Annotated in this window: 11 protein-coding genes and 1 pseudogene; 6 read left to right on the top strand and 6 right to left on the bottom strand. The window is 64.4% G+C overall.

Going from position 1 to position 18,049, the window contains the following annotated elements; genetic code table 11:
• Position 1 precedes the first annotated feature (1 nt).
• The 3 genes and pseudogenes from NLY44_RS20015 to NLY44_RS20005 all read right to left on the bottom strand — a co-directional run bounded on the left by NLY44_RS20015 (position 2) and on the right by NLY44_RS20005 (position 6,245).
• Positions 2 to 3,512 (bottom strand): annotated as a pseudogene (locus NLY44_RS20015) (helicase-related protein).
• 693 nt (positions 3,513 to 4,205) lie between these two features.
• Positions 4,206 to 4,931: an acetoacetyl-CoA reductase gene (gene phbB / locus NLY44_RS20010; protein WP_023698448.1), complete on the bottom strand. Its 726-nt coding sequence runs from the start codon at positions 4,929 to 4,931 to the stop codon at positions 4,206 to 4,208.
• A gap of 129 nt (positions 4,932 to 5,060) precedes the next feature.
• Positions 5,061 to 6,245: an acetyl-CoA C-acetyltransferase gene (locus tag NLY44_RS20005; protein ID WP_023673832.1), complete on the bottom strand. Its 1,185-nt coding sequence runs from the start codon at positions 6,243 to 6,245 to the stop codon at positions 5,061 to 5,063.
• Between the two features lie 302 nt (positions 6,246 to 6,547).
• Here NLY44_RS20005 and phaR point away from each other — a divergent pair, with 302 nt between their 5' ends.
• The gene (phaR, locus tag NLY44_RS20000; RefSeq protein WP_023685813.1) at positions 6,548 to 7,162 is read left to right on the top strand and encodes a polyhydroxyalkanoate synthesis repressor PhaR; all 615 of its coding nucleotides are present in this window, start codon (positions 6,548 to 6,550) and stop codon (positions 7,160 to 7,162) included.
• A 45-nt stretch (positions 7,163 to 7,207) separates the two neighbouring features.
• Here the strand turns inward: phaR and NLY44_RS19995 are convergent, their stop codons facing one another.
• Positions 7,208 to 7,663: a GNAT family N-acetyltransferase gene (locus tag NLY44_RS19995; protein WP_031356307.1), complete on the bottom strand. Its 456-nt coding sequence runs from the start codon at positions 7,661 to 7,663 to the stop codon at positions 7,208 to 7,210.
• Between the two features lie 50 nt (positions 7,664 to 7,713).
• On the bottom strand, positions 7,714 to 8,133 hold the full coding sequence (locus NLY44_RS19990) for a rhodanese-like domain-containing protein (protein WP_023702797.1): 420 nt from the start codon (positions 8,131 to 8,133) through the stop codon (positions 7,714 to 7,716).
• 89 nt (positions 8,134 to 8,222) lie between these two features.
• On the opposite strand from NLY44_RS19990, the gene ftrA reads away from it, so the two are divergent.
• Complete coding sequence (gene ftrA, locus NLY44_RS19985; RefSeq protein ID WP_031215630.1) at positions 8,223 to 9,215, top strand: transcriptional regulator FtrA; 993 nt, start codon at positions 8,223 to 8,225, stop codon at positions 9,213 to 9,215.
• Here ftrA and NLY44_RS19980 read toward each other — a convergent pair.
• Entirely contained in the window at positions 9,212 to 10,351 is a 1,140-nt protein-coding gene (locus NLY44_RS19980) for a citrate synthase (RefSeq protein ID WP_023828284.1), read from the bottom strand. The genes ftrA and NLY44_RS19980 overlap by 4 nt on opposite strands.
• Before the next feature lie 93 nt (positions 10,352 to 10,444).
• Here NLY44_RS19980 and NLY44_RS19975 point away from each other — a divergent pair, with 93 nt between their 5' ends.
• From NLY44_RS19975 to NLY44_RS19960, 4 genes are all read left to right on the top strand, one after another.
• A complete protein-coding gene (locus NLY44_RS19975; protein ID WP_023807023.1) occupies positions 10,445 to 11,533 on the top strand; it encodes a citrate synthase/methylcitrate synthase in 1,089 nt (362 codons plus the stop codon).
• Between the two features lie 372 nt (positions 11,534 to 11,905).
• A complete protein-coding gene (locus tag NLY44_RS19970; RefSeq protein WP_023807025.1) occupies positions 11,906 to 13,036 on the top strand; it encodes a patatin-like phospholipase family protein in 1,131 nt (376 codons plus the stop codon).
• 520 nt (positions 13,037 to 13,556) lie between these two features.
• Complete coding sequence (locus tag NLY44_RS19965) at positions 13,557 to 14,735, top strand: efflux RND transporter periplasmic adaptor subunit (protein WP_031204824.1); 1,179 nt, start codon at positions 13,557 to 13,559, stop codon at positions 14,733 to 14,735.
• Positions 14,736 to 14,816: 81 nt separating this feature from the next.
• Entirely contained in the window at positions 14,817 to 17,987 is a 3,171-nt protein-coding gene (locus NLY44_RS19960; protein ID WP_023745740.1) for an efflux RND transporter permease subunit, read from the top strand.
• The last annotated feature ends 62 nt before the right edge of the window (positions 17,988 to 18,049 follow it).

The following is an 18,049-nucleotide window of genomic DNA, read 5'->3' as shown; positions in this document are numbered from 1 at the left end:
CTTATTTCTTCAGCTGGTCGCGCAAGGCGGCGAGCTTGGCGAAGGGCGAGTCCGGATCGAAGCGCGCAGGGCGTTCCTCGCGTGGCTTGGCCTGGAAAGCCGGCTTGGCGCCTTGCGGTCCGCCTTTGCCTTCCGGCCTGCCGCCTTTCCAGTCAGGCCGGCCCTCGCGCGGACGCTCGCCTTGCGGCTTGCCGTCGCGGCGCTGTTCGCCCTCGGCCTGCGGCTTGGGCTTGAACTTCGAACGGTCGAAGCGTGGCTTGGCGGCACCGTCGCGCTGGTCGCGCCGGCCCTGATAGGCCGGCCGTTCGCCCGGTGCCGGCTGTCCGCCGGCAGCGTCGGCCGGCGCATCGGCGCGGCTAGCCTGGCCGTTACGCGGGCGATTGTCTCTGCGGTTGTCTTGCCGATGGCGCGGGCGCTGCTCGAAACGGCCCTGCCGCCACAACAAGATGGGCTTTGGGGCTTCGGCCTCGGGGGCAGGCTCAGCGCTTCCACCCTCCCCTCGTGGGAGGGTCGGCGCGCAGCGCCGGGGTGGGGGCAGCGCCGGCGCCGGCGGTTGCGCCTGCATCGGCTACGCGGTCTGCACTATCGGTTTCGTCAGCGCTGTCACCCCCACCCGCGTCGCTTCGCGCCGCGACCTCCCCATCGAGGGGAGGTAAAAGCGTCGGCGCTTTCGGTGACAGTGTCGTCAGCCTCTGCAACGGCCGGAGCGTGTTCTTGCGCTGCAGGCTCTGCAGTTGTTTCGTCGATGGCTGGGACCTCGGCGGTAGCTTCAACGGCCGCAGCTGGCTCCGAACCCTCGGCAGGCGCTTCCGGCTGAGCGTCTGCAACAGCCTCCGCTGCGGCTTCGGCGACGGGCTGCTCAGCCGCAGGCTCAGCGGCGGCAACCGCATCCGGCTCCGATCCAACGGCCGGCGCTTCAGCGACGGCTTCGCTTGCAGCGGCTTCCGCCGCCTTGGCCTGTTCAGCTTTTGCAGCCGCGTCCGCAGCCAGCTTGGCGGCAGCCGCTTCCCGCACCGCGTTGTCCTGTGCTTCCAGCCGCGCCTTGACCTCTGCCGGCGGCTTCGGCTCGGCGCGATAGCCGAGACCTTTCAGGATCTCTTCCATGTCGTCGGCGGTTGCGCCGAGGATGGACATCATCGGCGGCGTCACCATGAAGGACTGGCCGTCATAGGCGCCGTCCGGGCGCTGTCCCAGACCGGGCTTCCAGTTGGTCGCAGGCCGGATCAGGTCGGCCAGCCGTTCCAGAATGTCGATGCGCACGGCGCGGCGGCCGAGATTGCGGTAGCCGGCAAGCTTGTAGAAGCTCTTGTCGAAAGCAGGATCGATGACCACCGAGGTGCGGCCGGAAGCCAGTGCGTGCACCACGTCGCCAAAGCCCGGCTTGTCCTTGCCGTCGTTCTTCAGCGCCCACAACAGCGTAATCAGTCCGGCGGGCGCCGGCTTGATCAGCGCCGGCACGAAGACGTGGTAGGCGCCGAAGCGCACACCGAGCCGGCGCAAGGCGGCGCGACCCTCCTGGTCGAGCGACTTCATTTCCTCGGCGATGTCGCGGCGGTTGATGAGGCCGAAATGCTCGACGAGCTGGAAGGCGATGCCACGGCCGATGCCGGCGATCTGCTCGGCATTCTTCAAGTCGACCAGCGGCTTCAGCAGCGACTCGATCTGGAAATTGACGAAACGCTCGGCGCGCGCGGCGACCTTGTCTCGGGCGGGGCCGGTCAACTGCTCGTCGGCCAAAAGCACCAGGCGCGGCTTCAGCGCGTCCTCGCCGGCAACCAGCGTGCCGATCGGCGCGCCGATCCAGCGCAGCGTGCCGTCGGAGCCGAGCGCAAGGTCGCCATTGGCGCAGGCGCCGAAGCGTTCGGCACGCGCCTCGAACTCGGCGGCCAGCGCTTTTTGCGCTGCCGTACGCACGGCCTTGGCGTCTTCGCCGCCGGCGCTCTGGTCGGCGGTGAAGCGGAACCCTTGCAACTCGCCGACATGATGGCCTTCGACAAGGACGGTTCCGGTAGGACTGATTTCGGCTTCAGGCATTGTATTTTCTCTAAGGCGCCGCATGAGGACGGAAGTCCTGCGGTCTACAACCGTTTCGTCAACCGCTCATGCAGCGCATCCGACAATCTGTCTTCGATTTCGCGCGTCTTTTCCCGCCAGTGTGCCTGATCGGCCAGCCAGCCCGGCCGGTTGGACACGAATGTCCAGGTGCGGATCTGCGCAATGCGGTGCGACAGCGTGTCGATGTCCCCCTCGGTCGTATCGGCGCGGCGCACCTGCTCGGCCATGTAGTTCTCGTCGACATGGCCGTGTTTGGCGAGGTCGGTGTAGATAGAAGCGATCAGGTCGGAGTGCTGGGCCGGCGCGATCTTGCGGTAGTCCGGCAACGCGCAGGCTTCCCACAGCAGCGCCACGCGCTTGGCATTGGTAGCCAGCGCGCGGATGTCCTCGTCGCGGGAGAGATGTTCGAGCGCCTGCGCATCGACCGCCGGCAGCGCCCGCGTCAGGCCTTCGACCGGCGCGTTGGTTTCGATCGAGCGCTTCAGCGCGTCGAGGCTGGCGAAGTCGAAATGCGCGGTGCGCCATTGCAGCACCTTCACCGGATCGAACTCGTGCCCCTCGATGCGCTTGACCAGTTCCTCGTCCAGCGGATCGACCTGACCGGTGACGCCGAAGGTGCCGTCGCGCAGATGCCGGCCGGCGCGGCCGGCGATCTGGCCGAGCTCGGCCGCCGTCAGGTTGCGGTACTGGTAGCCGTCGAATTTGCGGTTCTGGGCGAAGGCGACATGATCGAGATCAAGGTTGAGGCCCATGCCGATGGCGTCGGTGGCGACGAGATAGTCGACGTCGCCTGCCTGGAACATTGCCACCTGGGCGTTGCGGGTGCGGGGCGACAGCGCGCCGAGCACGACCGCCGCTCCTCCTTGCTGGCGGCGGATCAGCTCAGCGATGGCATAGACCTCGTCGGCGGAGAAAGCGACGATCGCCGTACGCCGCGGCAGGCGGGTCAATTTCTTCGAACCGGCGTAGGCCAGGTGCGACAGGCGAGGGCGCGTCACCACCGAGACGCCTCTCAGCAGCTTTTGCAGGATGCCATGCATGGTGGCCGCGCCGAGCAGCAGCGTTTCCTGGCGCCCGCGCAGGTGCAGGATTCGGTCGGTGAAGATATGGCCGCGCTCGAGGTCGCCGGCGAGCTGCACCTCGTCGATGGCGACGAAGGCAACGTCGGTCTCGCGCGGCATGGCTTCGACGGTGCAGACCGAATATTTCGCGCCGGGCGGCTGGATTTTTTCCTCGCCGGTGATGAGCGCCACCTTGTGGGCGCCGACCTTTTCGCAGACGCGGGCATAGACCTCGCGCGCCAGAAGGCGGAGCGGCAGGCCGATAATGCCGCTCTCATGCGCCACCATGCGCTCGATGGCGAGATGGGTCTTGCCGGTGTTGGTCGGACCCAGCACGGCAGTCACGTCGCGGCCCGACAGGATCAGCGGCTCGGTGTGTTTCGGCTGGATGTTCATCGGCCTGGAGATGAGGCTTTCTGCATCGTGTTGTCGGGAGCGCGCCTCGCGTGGCGCGTATGACAGGCGACACATAGGGATTTCAGGCGCGAAGCGAAAGCGGAATGTTCCGGCCGGCAATCCCACGGTTCGTCTTTGAGGTCTCAATTAACAGTTGGAACGAGTCTGGAACGAATCGGCGACGAATCAGTGACTCCGGCAGATTCAGCTTTTGTTCACGGCTACATGTGGATTTTGCGAGGCTGAGTCTCACCATATGCTGAATCGCGGAAACTGGCCCGATTCCTGCAAGGCGACCATTGGCGTTAACCTTTGCCGGCGGGGCATCGTCGTGATCCGATACGCCTCGGCCAACATTATGAAATTGTTGAATTTTCTTAATCGGCCTTAACCATTTGCCGGTGATTTTCGGCGTTGGTCGTTAACGTTGCGCTCAAAGCCGGAACGAATCGGCGATCAATCAGCGATGGCGGGATTTTCCTGGTTTGTTCACCCCAACATGTTGTGTTATCCACAGCTTGTCCACCGAGAATTCACAGCTTGCGAACCGGGTTTTGCACAGGGCGCCTGGAAATCGTTAATCTTTGCGTGCCGGAACGGGTCAATGTCTAGCGCGCAGCCCGGAACATCGCCGGCCGGCGATGAAAAAACGGGCCATAAGCCGGCCCGTCCTACCGGGCGAAATGCTGTCGTTCAGGCGAAATACTGGCCGCCATTGGCTGTGATGGTCGAGCCGGTGATGAAACCGGCGTCCTCAGAGGCGAGGAAGACGACGCAACGCGCGATCTCTTCCGGTTCGCCGAGGCGGCCGACCGGGATCTGCGGAATGATGCGTTCATTCAGCACCTTCTCGTCGATCGCCTTGACCATCTCGGTGGCGATGTAGCCGGGGCAGATGACATTGACTGTGATGCCCGCGCGCGCGCCCTCCTGCGCCAGCGCCTTCGAGAAGCCGATGTCGCCGGCCTTTGCGGCGGAATAGTTGACCTGGCCGGCCTGGCCTTTCTGGCCGTTGATGGAGGAAATGGTGATGACGCGGCCGAATTTGCGGTCGCGCATGCCGCCCCACAGCGGATGCGTCATGTTGAAGACCCCAGACAGATTGGTGTCGATGACTTCCTTCCACTGCTCGCGCGTCAGCTTGTGGAACATGGCGTCACGGGTAATGCCGGCATTGTTGACCAGCACCGAGACCGGGCCGAGATCGGCCTCGACCTGTTTGATTCCGGCGGCACAGGCGTCGTAGTCGGCGACCGACCATTTGTAGGCCTTGATGCCGGTTTGTGCGCTGAACTTCCCCGCTGCCTCGTCATTGCCGGCATAGTTGGCTGCAACGGTGTAACCGGCATTCTTCAGGCCGATCGATATGGCGGCGCCGATGCCGCGCGATCCACCGGTGACGAGCGCTACTTTGGTCATTGAAAGTTCTTCCTCCCTTTGGTCGGAAGAAGGGAATAGGGAATAGGGAGTAGCGAGTAGGGATCGATATCCCGCCGCGCTGCTCCTTCTTCCCCATTCACTACTCCCTATTCACTACTCACTTCTCTTTCACAGCGCTTCCACGCACAGAGCGACGCCCATGCCGCCGCCGATGCACAGCGTGGCAAGGCCCTTCTTGGCGCCGCGGCGGCGCATCTCGAAAACCAGCGTGTTGAAGACGCGGGCGCCCGACGCGCCGATCGGATGGCCGATGGCGATGGCGCCGCCATTGACGTTGACGATCGACGTATCCCAGCCCATGCCCTTGTTGACGGCGCAGGCCTGCGCGGCGAAGGCTTCATTGGCCTCGACAAGGTCGAGGTCCTTGACCGACCAGCCGGCCTTCTCGAGCGCCCGCTTCGAGGCGGGAATAGGTCCGGTGCCCATGATCGCCGGATCGACGCCGGCCGTCGCCCATGAGGCGATGCGCACCAGCGGGGTGATGCCGCGCCTTGTGGCTTCAGCCTCGCTCATCAGCAGCGCGCCGGCGGCGCCGTCATTGATGCCCGACGCGTTGGCGGCGGTCACGGTGCCGTCCTTGTCGAAAGCCGGCTTCAGCTTGGACATGGCGTCGATGGTGGCTCCGTGGCGGATGTACTCGTCCTGGTCGACGACAGTGTCGCCCTTCCTGCCCTTGATCGTGAAGGCGACGATCTCGTCCTTGAACTTGCCGGCCTTCTGCGCGGCCTCGGCCTTGTTTTGCGAGGCGAGCGCAAACTGGTCCTGGTCGTCGCGGGTGATCTGGAACTGGCGGGCGACGTTCTCGGCGGTGTTGCCCATGTGGTAGCCGTTGAAGGCGTCCCACAACCCGTCCTTGATCATGGTGTCGATCATCTTGTAGTCGCCCATCTTGACGCCGGCGCGCAGGTGCTCGGCGTGCGGCGACAGCGACATCGATTCCTGGCCGCCGGCGATGATCACAGTGGCGTCGCCGGCGGCGATCTGCTGCATGCCGAGCGCGATGGCGCGCAGGCCAGAGCCGCAAACCTGGTTGAGCCCCCAGGCGGTGGTCTCCTTGGGCAGGCCGGCATTGATCGACGCCTGGCGGGCGGGGTTCTGGCCCTGCGCGGCGGTCAGCACCTGGCCGAGAATGACCTCGTCGACTTCGCCCGGCTCGACGCCGGCGCGCGCCAAAAGCTCCCTGATGACGACGGCGCCAAGTTCATGCGCCGGGGTGGCGGCGAAGGCGCCGTTGAAGGAGCCGACAGCCGTGCGTGCGGCGCTGGCAACGACGATTGAATTGGAAGCGGACATTTTTCTCTCCAGACTTCGAGGTGTCGTGTTCTTGGGGGCTTGTTGGGACTTTTCTTGCCCGTTCCACACCCCAAGTCAAACCGGAAATGGGCATGCCGGCCAAGCGCCGCAAGCAGGGCGCGGGCGGCCGGCGGGATCGCCCAACCTTTGCTGCGCAGCATAATTGGCCGGCCATGCAGCAATAAATGATGCCGCACTGCACAAAGCGCTTGGAATTATAGAGCTTTTGCGCATATCCTTAAAAATGGCGCAATCGTTACCGGCGGCTTACTCAGGCGCGCCGGTGTCCCGGGAGGATGCTGATGGCCGCGAAAGACGACCCTATCATTATCAAGAAATATGCCAATCGCCGGCTCTACAATACCGGCACCAGCACCTATGTCACGCTCGAGGATCTGGCCGAGATGGTCAAGAAGGGCGAGGAGTTCACCGTCCAGGACGCCAAGACCGGTGACGACATTACCCATCCGGTGCTGACGCAGATCATCTTCGAACTGGAGAACAAGGATGGGCAGAACATGCTGCCGATCCCGTTCCTGCGCCAGCTGATCGCTTTCTATGGCGACCAGATGCAGCAGATCGTGCCGAGCTTCCTCGAACAGTCGATGATGGCCTTCTCCAAGGAACAGGAGCGGTTCCGCGAGCAGATGAAGGGCGCGATCGGCAAGTCGCCGCTGGATGTGATGAAGATCGCCACGCCGATCAAGGCGCTGGAAGAGCAGACACGCCGCAACATGGAAATGTTCCAGAACGCGATGCGCCTGTTCACGCCGTTCCCGACCGCCGCCACAAATGCTGCGGCCGCGGCTGCACCCGAGCCGGCCCGCAAGGATGTCCCGGAAAAGAGCGGCGACGACCTTCAGGAACTGAAGCAACAGATCGCCGCCATGCAGCGCAAGCTTGACACCATGTCGTAAGCGACCGCCGCATGGTCGACCGCCCTCAGTTGGTCGAGGCGGCTGTCACGGGTCGATTTTCAGCTGCCACGGTTCCCAGATATCGTCGGGCTGGCCGTCGAGCGAGCGGTAGAAGGCTTTGGCCGGCGAGTTGGATTTCAGCACCGTCCATTTGATGGCGGAGGCGCCAATGCTCAAAGCGTGTTGGCGAAGCTGTTCAACAAGCGCATGGCCGACCGCCATGCCGCGCGTCGCTTCAGTGACGTAGAGTTCCTTCAGCCAGACAACCGGCTTCAGGTCGTAGGTCCAGGGGATGAGGTAGTGGACGGCGATGCCGACGATCACGCCCTCTCGCTCCGCCACCAACACGCCGAACCGGGGCGATGGCCCCAGCCCGTGCTCGATGAGGTTCGCTTCGGTGACGCGAAGCTTGTCGTCATAACCCTCGAAGACGGCTAGCGCCCGCATGAGGGCGAGCACCGCACCGACATCCTGGCGCTCGAATGGACGAATTCTAACCATCGCCTTCTGCATGCTTGCTCAGTCTTCAAGGCCGACCATATCGCGTGGCCTCACGCGTGCAAGACACCGGGCTCCTTGCCTGAAGCGAAAGGAAGGTCCTCGTCCTGCCAACCGGTTATGCCGCCGATCATGATCTTCACGGGACGACCGAGGCTGGCCAGCTTGAAGGCCGCCTGATCCGCGCCATTGCAATGCGGTCCCGCGCAATAGACGACGAACAGCGTCCTTTCGGGCCATTGCACCATCCGCCCGGCCGATATTTCGCGGTGGGGCAGATGCAGCGCGCCCGGCACATGGCGGCGTCCATAGGCTTCCGGCGAACCTACCACATGCAGGAGAACAAAGTCCGGCTCCCCGGCACGCAGTGCGGCGGCGACGTCGGAACAGTCGGTCTCGACGGAAAGCCGGCGCAGAAAATGGTCGCGGGCGATATCCGGCGATGCCGCCGGAATGTCTGTCACGTGGCTCATCCTCGTATCTCCATTGCTGATGCGACGGAGAGATAAGACAGGAAGCAGGGCGATTGCAGCTGGCAGCTTTGCCATATATCGTCAAGATCATGCCATCCTCTGCGAATCCGCGCCCTGCCAACCCTCTTGTCGTTGCCGTTGCCTATGACGGGCTGTGCACGTTCGAGTTTGGCGTGGCGGTTGAGATCTTCGCCTTGCCCCGGCCGGAAATGGGTGAGGATTGGTACCGTTTTGCCGTTGCCGGGATCGATGGCGGTGAAATGCGCGCGGTGGGCGGCGTGCGTATTGTTGCCGACGGCGGGATCGATCTGATCGGCCAGGCCGGCACGGTGATCGTACCGGGATGGCGCGGAACGGAGGCTCCGGTGCCGCCGGCGCTGATCGAGGCGCTGCGGAAGGCGAGCGAGCGCGGCGCTCGCATTCTTTCGATCTGTTCGGGCGTGTTCGTGCTTGCGGCGGCCGGCCTGCTTGCGGGCAAAAGAGCGACGACGCACTGGCGCTATAGCGAGAAGCTGACGGAGCTCTACCCTGACATCACCGTGGTTCCGGATATCCTGTACATCGATGAGGGAAATGTCCTGACTTCCGCCGGCAGTGCCGCGGGCATCGACCTCTGCCTGCATCTGGTCCGGCGCGACTTCGGCACCAAGGCGGCAAACATGGTGGCGCGCCGTCTGGTGGTGCCGCCGCATCGCGACGGCGGCCAGGCGCAGTATGTCGAGAGCTCCGTTCCCGAGCCGCACGAACGCAGCCGGCTTGGCCCGTTGATCGACAGGATGCGCGCCGATATTTCCGCCGACTATCCCGTCGCCATCTTGGCCGAGCTTGCCGGGATGAGCGAGCGGACGTTTCTGCGCCGCTTTGCGGCCGCAACCGGCGTCACGCCGGCGCGCTGGCTGCTGTCGGAACGGCTTTCGCGGGCGCGCACGCTGCTGGAAGACACCGCCATGCCGATCGAACGCATTGCCGAGACCGCCGGCTTTGGCGCGGCAGGCACGCTGCGGCATCATTTTCGTCAGCAGTTCGCCACGACGCCCGTCGCGTACCGTGCGCGGTTCGGGAACACGGCCAGGTCGGCTTAAGTCACGCGTCCCTCATAGCGGCCACGCGGCCTGATGATGCTGCCGCTAATGATCTGTTCGACCATATGCGCGGCCCAGCCGACACTGCGTCCAAGCGCAAACAGCTGGAACGGTGCATCGCGCGGCAAGCCAAGGCCGCGCGTTAGTGCGGCCAGGGCGAAGTCGATGTTGGGCTGGGCACCGACCGCCGCCATAGCGGCTTTTTGCAGCTGTTGCAGCGTCTCGTCGACAGGGATGACTGCCAGAAGTGCGGTGGCACGGGGATCGCCGTCGGGATAGAGCGGATGGCCGAACGCCGGCAAGGGCCGGTCATGGCCGAGCCAGCGCCGGATCGCCGCATCCGCGCCGTGGGCTGCTGCATCTTCAGCCAGTTGCATCACCGCTTCGCCGGCGCCACCGTGGCGCGGGCCGGACAGCGTTGCCAGGCCGGCCAGCAGGCATGCGGCAGGCGAGGCGCCTGTGGACGCTGCGACGCGGGCGGCGAAGGTCGATGCGTTGAGTTCATGATCGGCGAGCAGGACGAGGGCGCAGCGGATCGCTTCCGCGCCGGCATCATCCACCGACCAGCCCTGCGCCAGGCGCTTATGGACGGGCGCTGTGCCGGCTTCAGCGCCCAGCGACTGCGCCAGCGCTCCGACTGTGCGCGCGGCCTCGGTGCACAGCGAGGCGGCGCTGCGCCCGAGCGAAGGCCGCCCGTGGCCTGCAAGCATGGCAAGCTGCGCAAAGGCCGAGGCGCGGCCGACTGGATGAGGCGCTTCAGGTGACGGAGCTTTGAACGTCACCGGTTCGGCCGATGCCCACAGCAGAGCGGCGGTTTCCTCCAGCGTCGCCGATTTGGAGAGCGCAACGGCGTCTTGCCCTCGGTAGATCAGTCGACCGTGCAGCACAGTCGAAATCGCGGTGACAATCGAGGGTTCGCCCCAGGCGATCGCGCTCGCGGCGATGGCCGAGGGACTGCGGCCCCGCGCCCGGCGGGTCGCCAATGCCGCGATGTCGTCGGCGCGGTACTGGCTGCGGCGCGGGTCGCTCTCATCCGGCCGCATGCCGATGCGGCCACGGCTGACATAGGCGTAGAGCGTCTGCGGCCGGACCTTGAGCCTTTCCAGCGCCTCTTCCCGCGACAGCCATTCGGACATTTTTAGCTCACATATTGATTATATTGATCAAGATTGATCGAGGCGCAGCCCAACCCTTATCTCCCATGCAGAAAAGCTGCAAGGAGATGAGATATGGCGAACGGGCTCGATGATGTGGTGGCGGCGGAGACCGTGCTCTCCGATGTCGATGGCCTTGGCGGCCGCCTGACGATCCGCGGTCATTCGCTGCCGGAATTGGCGGGACGCTGGCGCTATGCGCAAGTCGTTCGCCTGTTGCTCGACGGCTTCTTCGACGGCCTTCCCGGCGATGCCGAACTGGCAGCGAGGCTGGGCGAGGCTCGCGTCGAGCTGTTCGAGCGGCTTGCGCCCTCGCTGCCGCTGCTCGCACCGCTTGAGATCTATGGCGCCATGCGCGCCGGCATGGCGCTGCTGCCGGATGGCGAGACGCTGACGGACGCCTTGCGGCTGATCGCGGCGCCCGCCGTGCTGACGCCGGCTCTGCTGCGGCTGGCGCGTGGCGAGCAGCCGATCGCACCTGACGCGAAGGCCGATCATGCCGCCGACATGCTGAGGATGCTCGAGGGATCCGTCCCGTCGCCGGCGCTGGCAAGGGCACTCGACACCTATCTGGTCACCGTCTGCGATCACGGCCTCAACGCCTCGACCTTCGCCACCCGCGTCGTCGCTTCGACGCTGGCAGGGCTGACATCGTCGGTGCTGGCCGGGCTCGGCGCGCTCAAGGGGCCGCTGCACGGCGGCGCGCCCGGCCCGGTGATCGAGATGCTCGATGCAATCCAGGCGCATGGCGACGCGGCCGGTTGGCTGCGCGAGAAGGTCGCGCATGGCGAGCGCATCATGGGTTTCGGCCATCGCATCTACCGCGTGCGCGATCCGCGCGCCGATGTGCTGAAGGGGGTGGTGCGGCAGCTCGGCAGCGAGGGCGAGACCGGCCGCCGGCTGGCCTTCGCCGAACAGGTCGAGCAGACGGCGCTCGAAGTGCTGCGGATCGCCAAGCCGCAGCGCTCGCTGCAGACCAATGTCGAGTTCTACACAGCGCTTGTGCTTGAGGCGGCGGGCTTTCCGCCACAGGCGTTCAGCAATGTCTTTGCCGCCGGACGTGTCGCCGGCTGGATCGCGCATGCGCGCGAACAGCAGACGACAGGGCGGCTGATCCGTCCACAGTCGCGCTATGTCGGGCCGGTGCCGAAGCTTGTCGCTTGAGGTTTTTGCGAAGAGGACCCCACCCTAGCTTGCCGGGGCGAGCCACGGGTCTCGCCCGTCCTTCGGACCCCCACAAGGGGAGGGCAGCTGGCGCGCGCCGCCGAAACGTCGGTGGTTTGCTGAGATCAGCGTCTACCAAGTCTCCCTCCCCCTTGTGGGGAGGGATCAAGGGTGGGGGTATTCGTAGGGCGAAGACCTGGGCGTGGAGGACCATTCCCCATGACTAAAATTTCATGTGATCACGCGACCGTGTTCGTGTTCTTGCCTTGGTCATCCCTTATATGCTGCACTGCAATATAAATCCGCTGCCGTCGAACCCGCCCGATTTCCGGGCGGAATGAGGCAGCAGCGACCAAACCGAACAGGAACGCCATGACCAAAAACGGCAAGGCGGAGGAAACGAAAAAGATCAACATCGCGCTGCAGGGCGGGGGCTCGCACGGAGCCTTCTCCTGGGGCGTGCTCGACCGGCTGCTGGAGGATGGCAGGCTCGACATTTCAGCCGTGTCCGGCACCAGCGCCGGCGCGATGAATGCGGTGGCGCTGGCCGATGGTTTTGTGCGCGGCGGCGTCGAGGGTGCACGGCAAAAGCTCGACGATTTCTGGCGCGCGGTGGCGGCCAAGGGCCGCTTCAGCCCGGTGCAGCGCATGCCGTGGGACGTCGCCTGGGGCAACTGGTCGATCGAGAACACCCCCGGCTATTTCTTCTTCGACACCATGTCGCGAGTGTTTTCGCCCTATGTCGCCAATCCGCTGGGCTTGAACCCGCTGCGCGACGTGGTCGAGCAGGAGATCGATTTCAAAAATGTTCACGCCTGCAAGTCGATGGAGCTGTTCATTTCGGCGACCAATGTCGAGACCGGCCAGCTGCGCGTCTTTTCCGATGGCGAGATCGACCTCGACACGGTGATGGCCTCGGCCTGCCTGCCACAATTGTTCCGCGCCGTCGAGATCAAGGGCGTGCCCTATTGGGATGGCGGCTATGGCGGCAATCCGGCGCTGTTCCCGTTCTTCAAGACGGCGGCGACCGAGGATGTGCTTTTGGTGCAGATCAATCCGGTGGTGCGCGAAGGCACGCCGAGAAGCGCCAACGAAATCCAGAACCGCATCGACGAGATCACCTTCAATGCCGGGCTGCTGAACGAATTCCGCTCGATCGCCTTCGTCAAGGAGCTGATCGCCGCCGGCCGGCTGCCGCCTGGCGAATACCGCGACATCCGCATGCACCGCATCGATGCCGACGAGGCGTTCAAGGATCTGTCGGCGTCGTCCAAGGTCAATGCGGAATGGGCCTTCCTGAGCTATCTCAGAGACCTTGGCCGTATAGCGGCCAGCGACTGGCTGGAGGAGAATTACGACGCCGTCGGCAAGCGGCCGACGCTCGATCTTTCCGGCGAACTCGATGACGGCTTCAAACCGGTGCGCGGGCCGGCACCGGGACGGCGGGTGAAGGAATTTCTCGCCGCCCGCAAGAAGCCGGACGCCGAACGCCGGCGGGCCTGAGTCCGCCCGGATCGATCAAGACGATCAGCGAAGTGTTCGGCAAATCGGAGTAGCGCCGATGACTTTCCGTCCCGGAACAACCGTTGCGTGTGACGGTATACAAAATCATACTGACGCCTGCTGCCATTCACTGAGTGGCTACGCAGGTCGCGCCCACATTTGAGCGTCAAAAACTAGTGCAGGCACAGGAGAATGTCAGTGCTCAAAACGCCTTGAAAACAAAGCGCCTCCAACACCCGTATGGTTCCGAGACTGTGGTTCCGCCGCCTGACGGGGCGCTGACAAAACCGTTTCCCGTTGGCCACACTACATCGCCTGGCACAATGTTCCTGCAACTTTTCGACTGTATTGCGATGCAACTTTGATGTAGAAGCGCGGCTTCGCCGTTCACGGCAAATTGAACACGGCCTGGCGCGCACCCATATCGGCGACGCGCCCGAGTTGGAAGACACGGTAGCTGTTAGACGACGGACTCCTGTTGGATAACGACTTGGCCGAACCCCGCAGTGGAAAAACAATGATGCCGAAGATCAGGTTTCACAAGCTTGCCGCTATTGTCGTGCTCATCGGCTTCGCCGCCTGGATGGGAACAGGCGCGTTCTCGTCCGTCGGCAGCGCCGCTGTCGAAGGTGCTGGCAAGGCAGGCGATCAGGCCAAGCCGGGCGATCAGGCCAAGGCACCGGATGCAACCAAGACCGCCGAGGCCGAACCGAAGGCGCCGCTGCGCACCGTCGCTGTGGTGACGCCGCCGCGCAAGACCTATGCCCGCGCCATCCGCATTTCCGGGCTGACCGAGGCCGACAAGCGCGCCGTGCTGGCGACGCGCGTCGCCGGCGTCATCGAAAAGCTGCCGGTCAAGCAGGGCGATCACGTCAAGACCGGCGACCTGGTGCTGATGCTGGCGGCCGAAGAAAAGATCTCGATGGTCGACAGTGCCAAGCAGCTCGTCGCGCAGCGCCAGGCTGAACTCGACGCATCGCTGCGGCTCATGAAGACCGGCAATCTGCCCAAGCTGCAGCTCGACACGGCGCGTTCGAACCTGACCGCTGCGCAGTCGCAGCTGGAAACGGCGCAGGCCGAACTCGAGCGCAATCTGGTCAAGGCGCCCTTCGACGGCGTCATCGACCGGGTGCCGGTGGAGCTCGGCAGTTCCATCATGCAGGGCGGCGAGGTGGCAACCATCCTCAAGCTCGATCCGGTGATTGCGCGCGGCGAAGTCAGCGAACGCGACCTCGGCTATCTCAAGCTCGGCGACAAGGCTGCTGTGCGGCTGGTCAGCGGCCAGACCGTCGAAGGCACGGTGCGCTACATCAGCCGCGACGCCTCGTCGGCGACCCGCACCTTCCGCGTCGAGATTGCCGTGCCCAACGCCGATGGCTCCGTGCCGGCGGGCATGACGGCCGAGATTTCGCTCAGCGCGCAGCCGACCGACGCCGTCATGTTGCCGCGCTCCGTGGTGACGCTGGGCGACAAGGGCGATCTTGGCATCCGTGCCGTCGACAAGGACAACAAGGTGGTGTTCTTCCCGATCGACCTCGTTGACGACTCGCCGAAGGGCTTGGTGCTTGGCGGCATTCCAGCCGATGCCCGCGTCATCGTCGCCGGCCAGGAACTCGTCAAGGAAGGCGACGTAGTCAAGCCGGTCGAGGCCGACCAGGCGACCATCCAGAAACTGTTGGGCGAAGCGACAACGCAGTAGCGCCGGAACGGCCCCGGCCGGGGACAGCCGGGGCGGGGACAACCGGCCGCAATGCGGCTCCTGAAATCTTGAGAACAGGCCATGGATATCGTCAAACTCGCGATCAACAATGCCCGGCTGACCATTGCGGTGCTGGTGTTCCTGCTGCTGGCGGGCTGGGTCGCCTATCAGTCGACGCCGAAGGAAGCGGAACCCGACGTTCCTACCCCTTATGTTTATATAAATGTTGCCTATCAAGGCATCGCGCCCGAAGACGCTGAAAGACTTCTGCTTAGGCCTCTGGAGGCAAAGCTTAAGAGTCTCAAGGGGTTAAAGGAGATGAAATCATCCGCCTATCAGGGCGGTGCCTTTGTCTTCCTTGAGTTTCTGCCGTCTATAAAAGTCGACACCGCGGTGACTGATACACGCTCGAAGGTTCAGGACGCGAAGGCTGACCTTCCCCAAGCGGCAGAAGAACCGGTTGTTACCGAGGTCAACATTTCCGAGTTTCCCGTCCTGGTCGTCACGCTGTCCGGCGATGTGCCCGAGCGTGTGCTTACGGCGGCGGCGCGCGAACTGCGCGACCGCATCGAGGAAGTCCCGGGCGTTCTTGAGGGCACCATACAAGGCGCGCGCGACGATCTCGTCGAGGTCGTCATCGACCCGATGAAGCTGTCCTCCTACGGCCTGCAGCTCGACCAGCTGATCGGCGCGGTCGGCGCTTCCAACAGCCTGGTCGCCGCCGGCAATATCGAGGGTTCGGAAGGCAAATACGCGGTCAAGGTGCCGTCGCTGATCGAGACACCCGAGGATGTCGCGTCCTTGCCGGTGGTCGCCGGCCCCAATGCCGTCGTGCAGGCGAAGGACATCGCCACGGTGCGTTCGACCTTCGCCGACGCCGAGACCATCACCCGCCTCAACGGTAAGCCGGCCATCGCCATCGAAGTCAAGAAGCGCATCGGCGCCAACCTGATCGACACGCTGGCCAAGGTGCGGGAAGTGTCCGACGCCTACGTCAAGACCATGCCGGAAGGCATGAACATCACCTACACGCAGGACAAGTCTGTCTTCGTCAACCAGCTGCTGGGCGACCTGCAGAACCACGTGATGATCGCCGTCATCCTGGTGTTCATCGTCATCCTCTATGCACTGTCGGGACGCGCCTCGCTGCTGATCGGGCTTGCCATTCCGTCATCCTTCCTGATCGGCATCCTGCTGCTTGCGATGATGGGCTACACGATCAACATGATCGTGCTGTTCAGCCTTATCCTGGCGGTCGGCATGCTGGTCGACGACGCCATCATCGTCACCGAATTCGCCGAACGGCGCATGGGCGAAGGCATGCCGAAGGCGGAAGCCTTCACGCTGGCCGCCAAGCGCATGGCCGGCCCGGTCATCGCCGCGACGATGACGCGCATCGCGGCGTTTTCGCCGCTGCTGTTCTGGCCTGGCATCATCGGCGACTTCATGAAATACATGCCGATCACGCTGATCGTGACGCTATCGGCCTCGATGCTTTATGCGCTGGTGTTCGCGCCGACGCTGGGCGCGCTTTTCGCCAAGGCGCCGGAGCACCACGAGGAACACAATCGCGACGGCTGGTACATGGCGCTGGTCAAGCAGGCGGTGCGCTTCCCGATCACCGTGCTGGTGCTCACCGCCGTGCTTTTGACCGGCGTCGGCTTCGCCTATTCGAAATATGGCGCCGGCGTCGAGTTCTTCCCCAGCGTCGAGCCCGATTACGGCCTGCTCTATGTGCACGCCCGCGGCAATCTCTCGCTGGCCGAAATGGACACGGCGACCAGGATCGCCGAAAACCGGCTGCTTGGCTGGCCTGGCGTCAAATCGGTCTATACCCGCGTCGGCAAGACGCAGGGCGGCGGCCAGGACGTGCCGGAGGACGTCGTCGGCGTCATCCAGTATGAGTTCATCGACTGGCGCGAGCGCAAATCGGCGAACAATATCCTGGATGAGCTGCGCACCGTCATGGCCGGCATTCCCGGCGTCGATGTCGAAGTGCGCGTGCCGGAGGCCGGTCCTCCCACAGGCAAGGCGGTCCAGCTCCGGCTTTCGGCCATCGATCCAAAAGGGCTTGACGACCAGGCCCGTGCCGTTGCGGCGCGCATTGCCAAGGTGCCCGGTGTCATCGACGTTTCCGACGGCCTGCCGCCGCCCGGCGTGGACTGGGCGCTCGAGGTCGACCGCGCCAAGGCGGCGCAGTACGGCATCAGCCCGACCGCCGTCGGCACCGTGGTGCAATTGGTGACCAATGGGTTGAAGCTGTCCGAGTACCGGCCGGCCGGCGCCGACGATGCCGTCGATATCCGCCTGCGCCTGCCCGAAGACCGGCGCACGCTGTCGACGCTCGACGAGCTCCGGGTGCAGACTGCGCAAGGCTCGGTGCCGATCTCGAACTTCGTCGTGCGCAAGCCGGAGCCGACCGTCGGCATCCTCAACCGCATCGACGGCGCCCGCACCGTGGTCGTCCAGGCCAACGTCGCCGCCGGTAACCAGGTTGCGGCGGTGCAGGCGGAGGTGACCAAGGCGGTCACCGACATGAAGCTCGACAACGGCATACGCTGGAAGCTCGCCGGCTCCAACGAGGACAGCGCCGAAGCCAGCGCCTTCCTCGGCAAGGCCTTCGGCGCGGCGATCTTCCTGATCTTCCTGGTGCTGCTGATGCAGTTCAACAAGTTCACCAGCGTGCTTCTGGTGCTGTCCTGCGTGGTCATGGCGACGATCGGTGTGTTCCTGGGGCTGCTGCTGACAGGCGAAGCGTTCGGCATCGTCATGTCGGGCATCGGCGTCATCGCGCTGGCCGGTGTGGTGGTGAACAACAACATCGTCTTGATCGACACTTATGACCGGTTGCGCGAAGAGGGCTGGGACAAGATGGAAGCGGTGCTGCAGACCTGCCGCGAACGTGCCCGCCCGGTGGTGCTGACGGCGGTATCGGCCATCCTCGGCGTGCTGCCGATCGCCTTTGGTCTCGGCCTCGAAATCTTCCATCACGAGACGACGATCAACGCACCGTCGACGCAATGGTGGATTTCGCTGTCCTCGGCCATCGTCTTCGGCCTGTCGTTCGCCACCCTGCTGACGCTTGTGGTGACGCCGTCGATGCTGATGATCTTCACGCGCAGCAAGAACAGCCGCTTCTATGCCTTCTTCCGCCGGCTGTTCGGCCGCGACAAGAAAAGGGATGCGTCCACGGGGCCGAAGCCGGGTCCGCTCGATGAGCCGGCAATCGCCTTCCCGAAAGCCGCGGAATAGCTGCATTCGACCAGTCAGACGAAAGGCCGTCCGGAACAACCAGGCGGCCTTTTGCATTGTCC

The sequence above is a fragment of the Mesorhizobium sp. C089B genome, from assembly GCF_030323125.1.
GTDB lineage: Bacteria > Pseudomonadota > Alphaproteobacteria > Rhizobiales > Rhizobiaceae > Mesorhizobium.
This window is presented reverse-complemented; position numbering and strand designations above follow the sequence as displayed.

What these genes read in the sequence shown, in the direction of transcription:
- NLY44_RS19960 (WP_023745740.1), top strand. Translation starts at nt 14,817, where the DNA reads ATGGATATCGTCAAACTCGCGATCAACAATGCCCGGCTGACCATTGCG.
- phaR (WP_023685813.1), top strand. Translation starts at nt 6,548, where the DNA reads ATGGCCGCGAAAGACGACCCTATCATTATCAAGAAATATGCCAATCGC.
- NLY44_RS19970 (WP_023807025.1), top strand. Translation starts at nt 11,906, where the DNA reads ATGACCAAAAACGGCAAGGCGGAGGAAACGAAAAAGATCAACATCGCG.
- phbB (WP_023698448.1), bottom strand. Translation starts at nt 4,931, where the DNA reads ATGACCAAAGTAGCGCTCGTCACCGGTGGATCGCGCGGCATCGGCGCC.
- NLY44_RS20005 (WP_023673832.1), bottom strand. Translation starts at nt 6,245, where the DNA reads ATGTCCGCTTCCAATTCAATCGTCGTTGCCAGCGCCGCACGCACGGCT.
- NLY44_RS19990 (WP_023702797.1), bottom strand. Translation starts at nt 8,133, where the DNA reads ATGAGCCACGTGACAGACATTCCGGCGGCATCGCCGGATATCGCCCGC.
- NLY44_RS19975 (WP_023807023.1), top strand. Translation starts at nt 10,445, where the DNA reads ATGGCGAACGGGCTCGATGATGTGGTGGCGGCGGAGACCGTGCTCTCC.
- NLY44_RS19965 (WP_031204824.1), top strand. Translation starts at nt 13,557, where the DNA reads ATGCCGAAGATCAGGTTTCACAAGCTTGCCGCTATTGTCGTGCTCATC.
- NLY44_RS19995 (WP_031356307.1), bottom strand. Translation starts at nt 7,663, where the DNA reads ATGGTTAGAATTCGTCCATTCGAGCGCCAGGATGTCGGTGCGGTGCTC.
- ftrA (WP_031215630.1), top strand. Translation starts at nt 8,223, where the DNA reads ATGCCATCCTCTGCGAATCCGCGCCCTGCCAACCCTCTTGTCGTTGCC.
- NLY44_RS19980 (WP_023828284.1), bottom strand. Translation starts at nt 10,351, where the DNA reads ATGTCCGAATGGCTGTCGCGGGAAGAGGCGCTGGAAAGGCTCAAGGTC.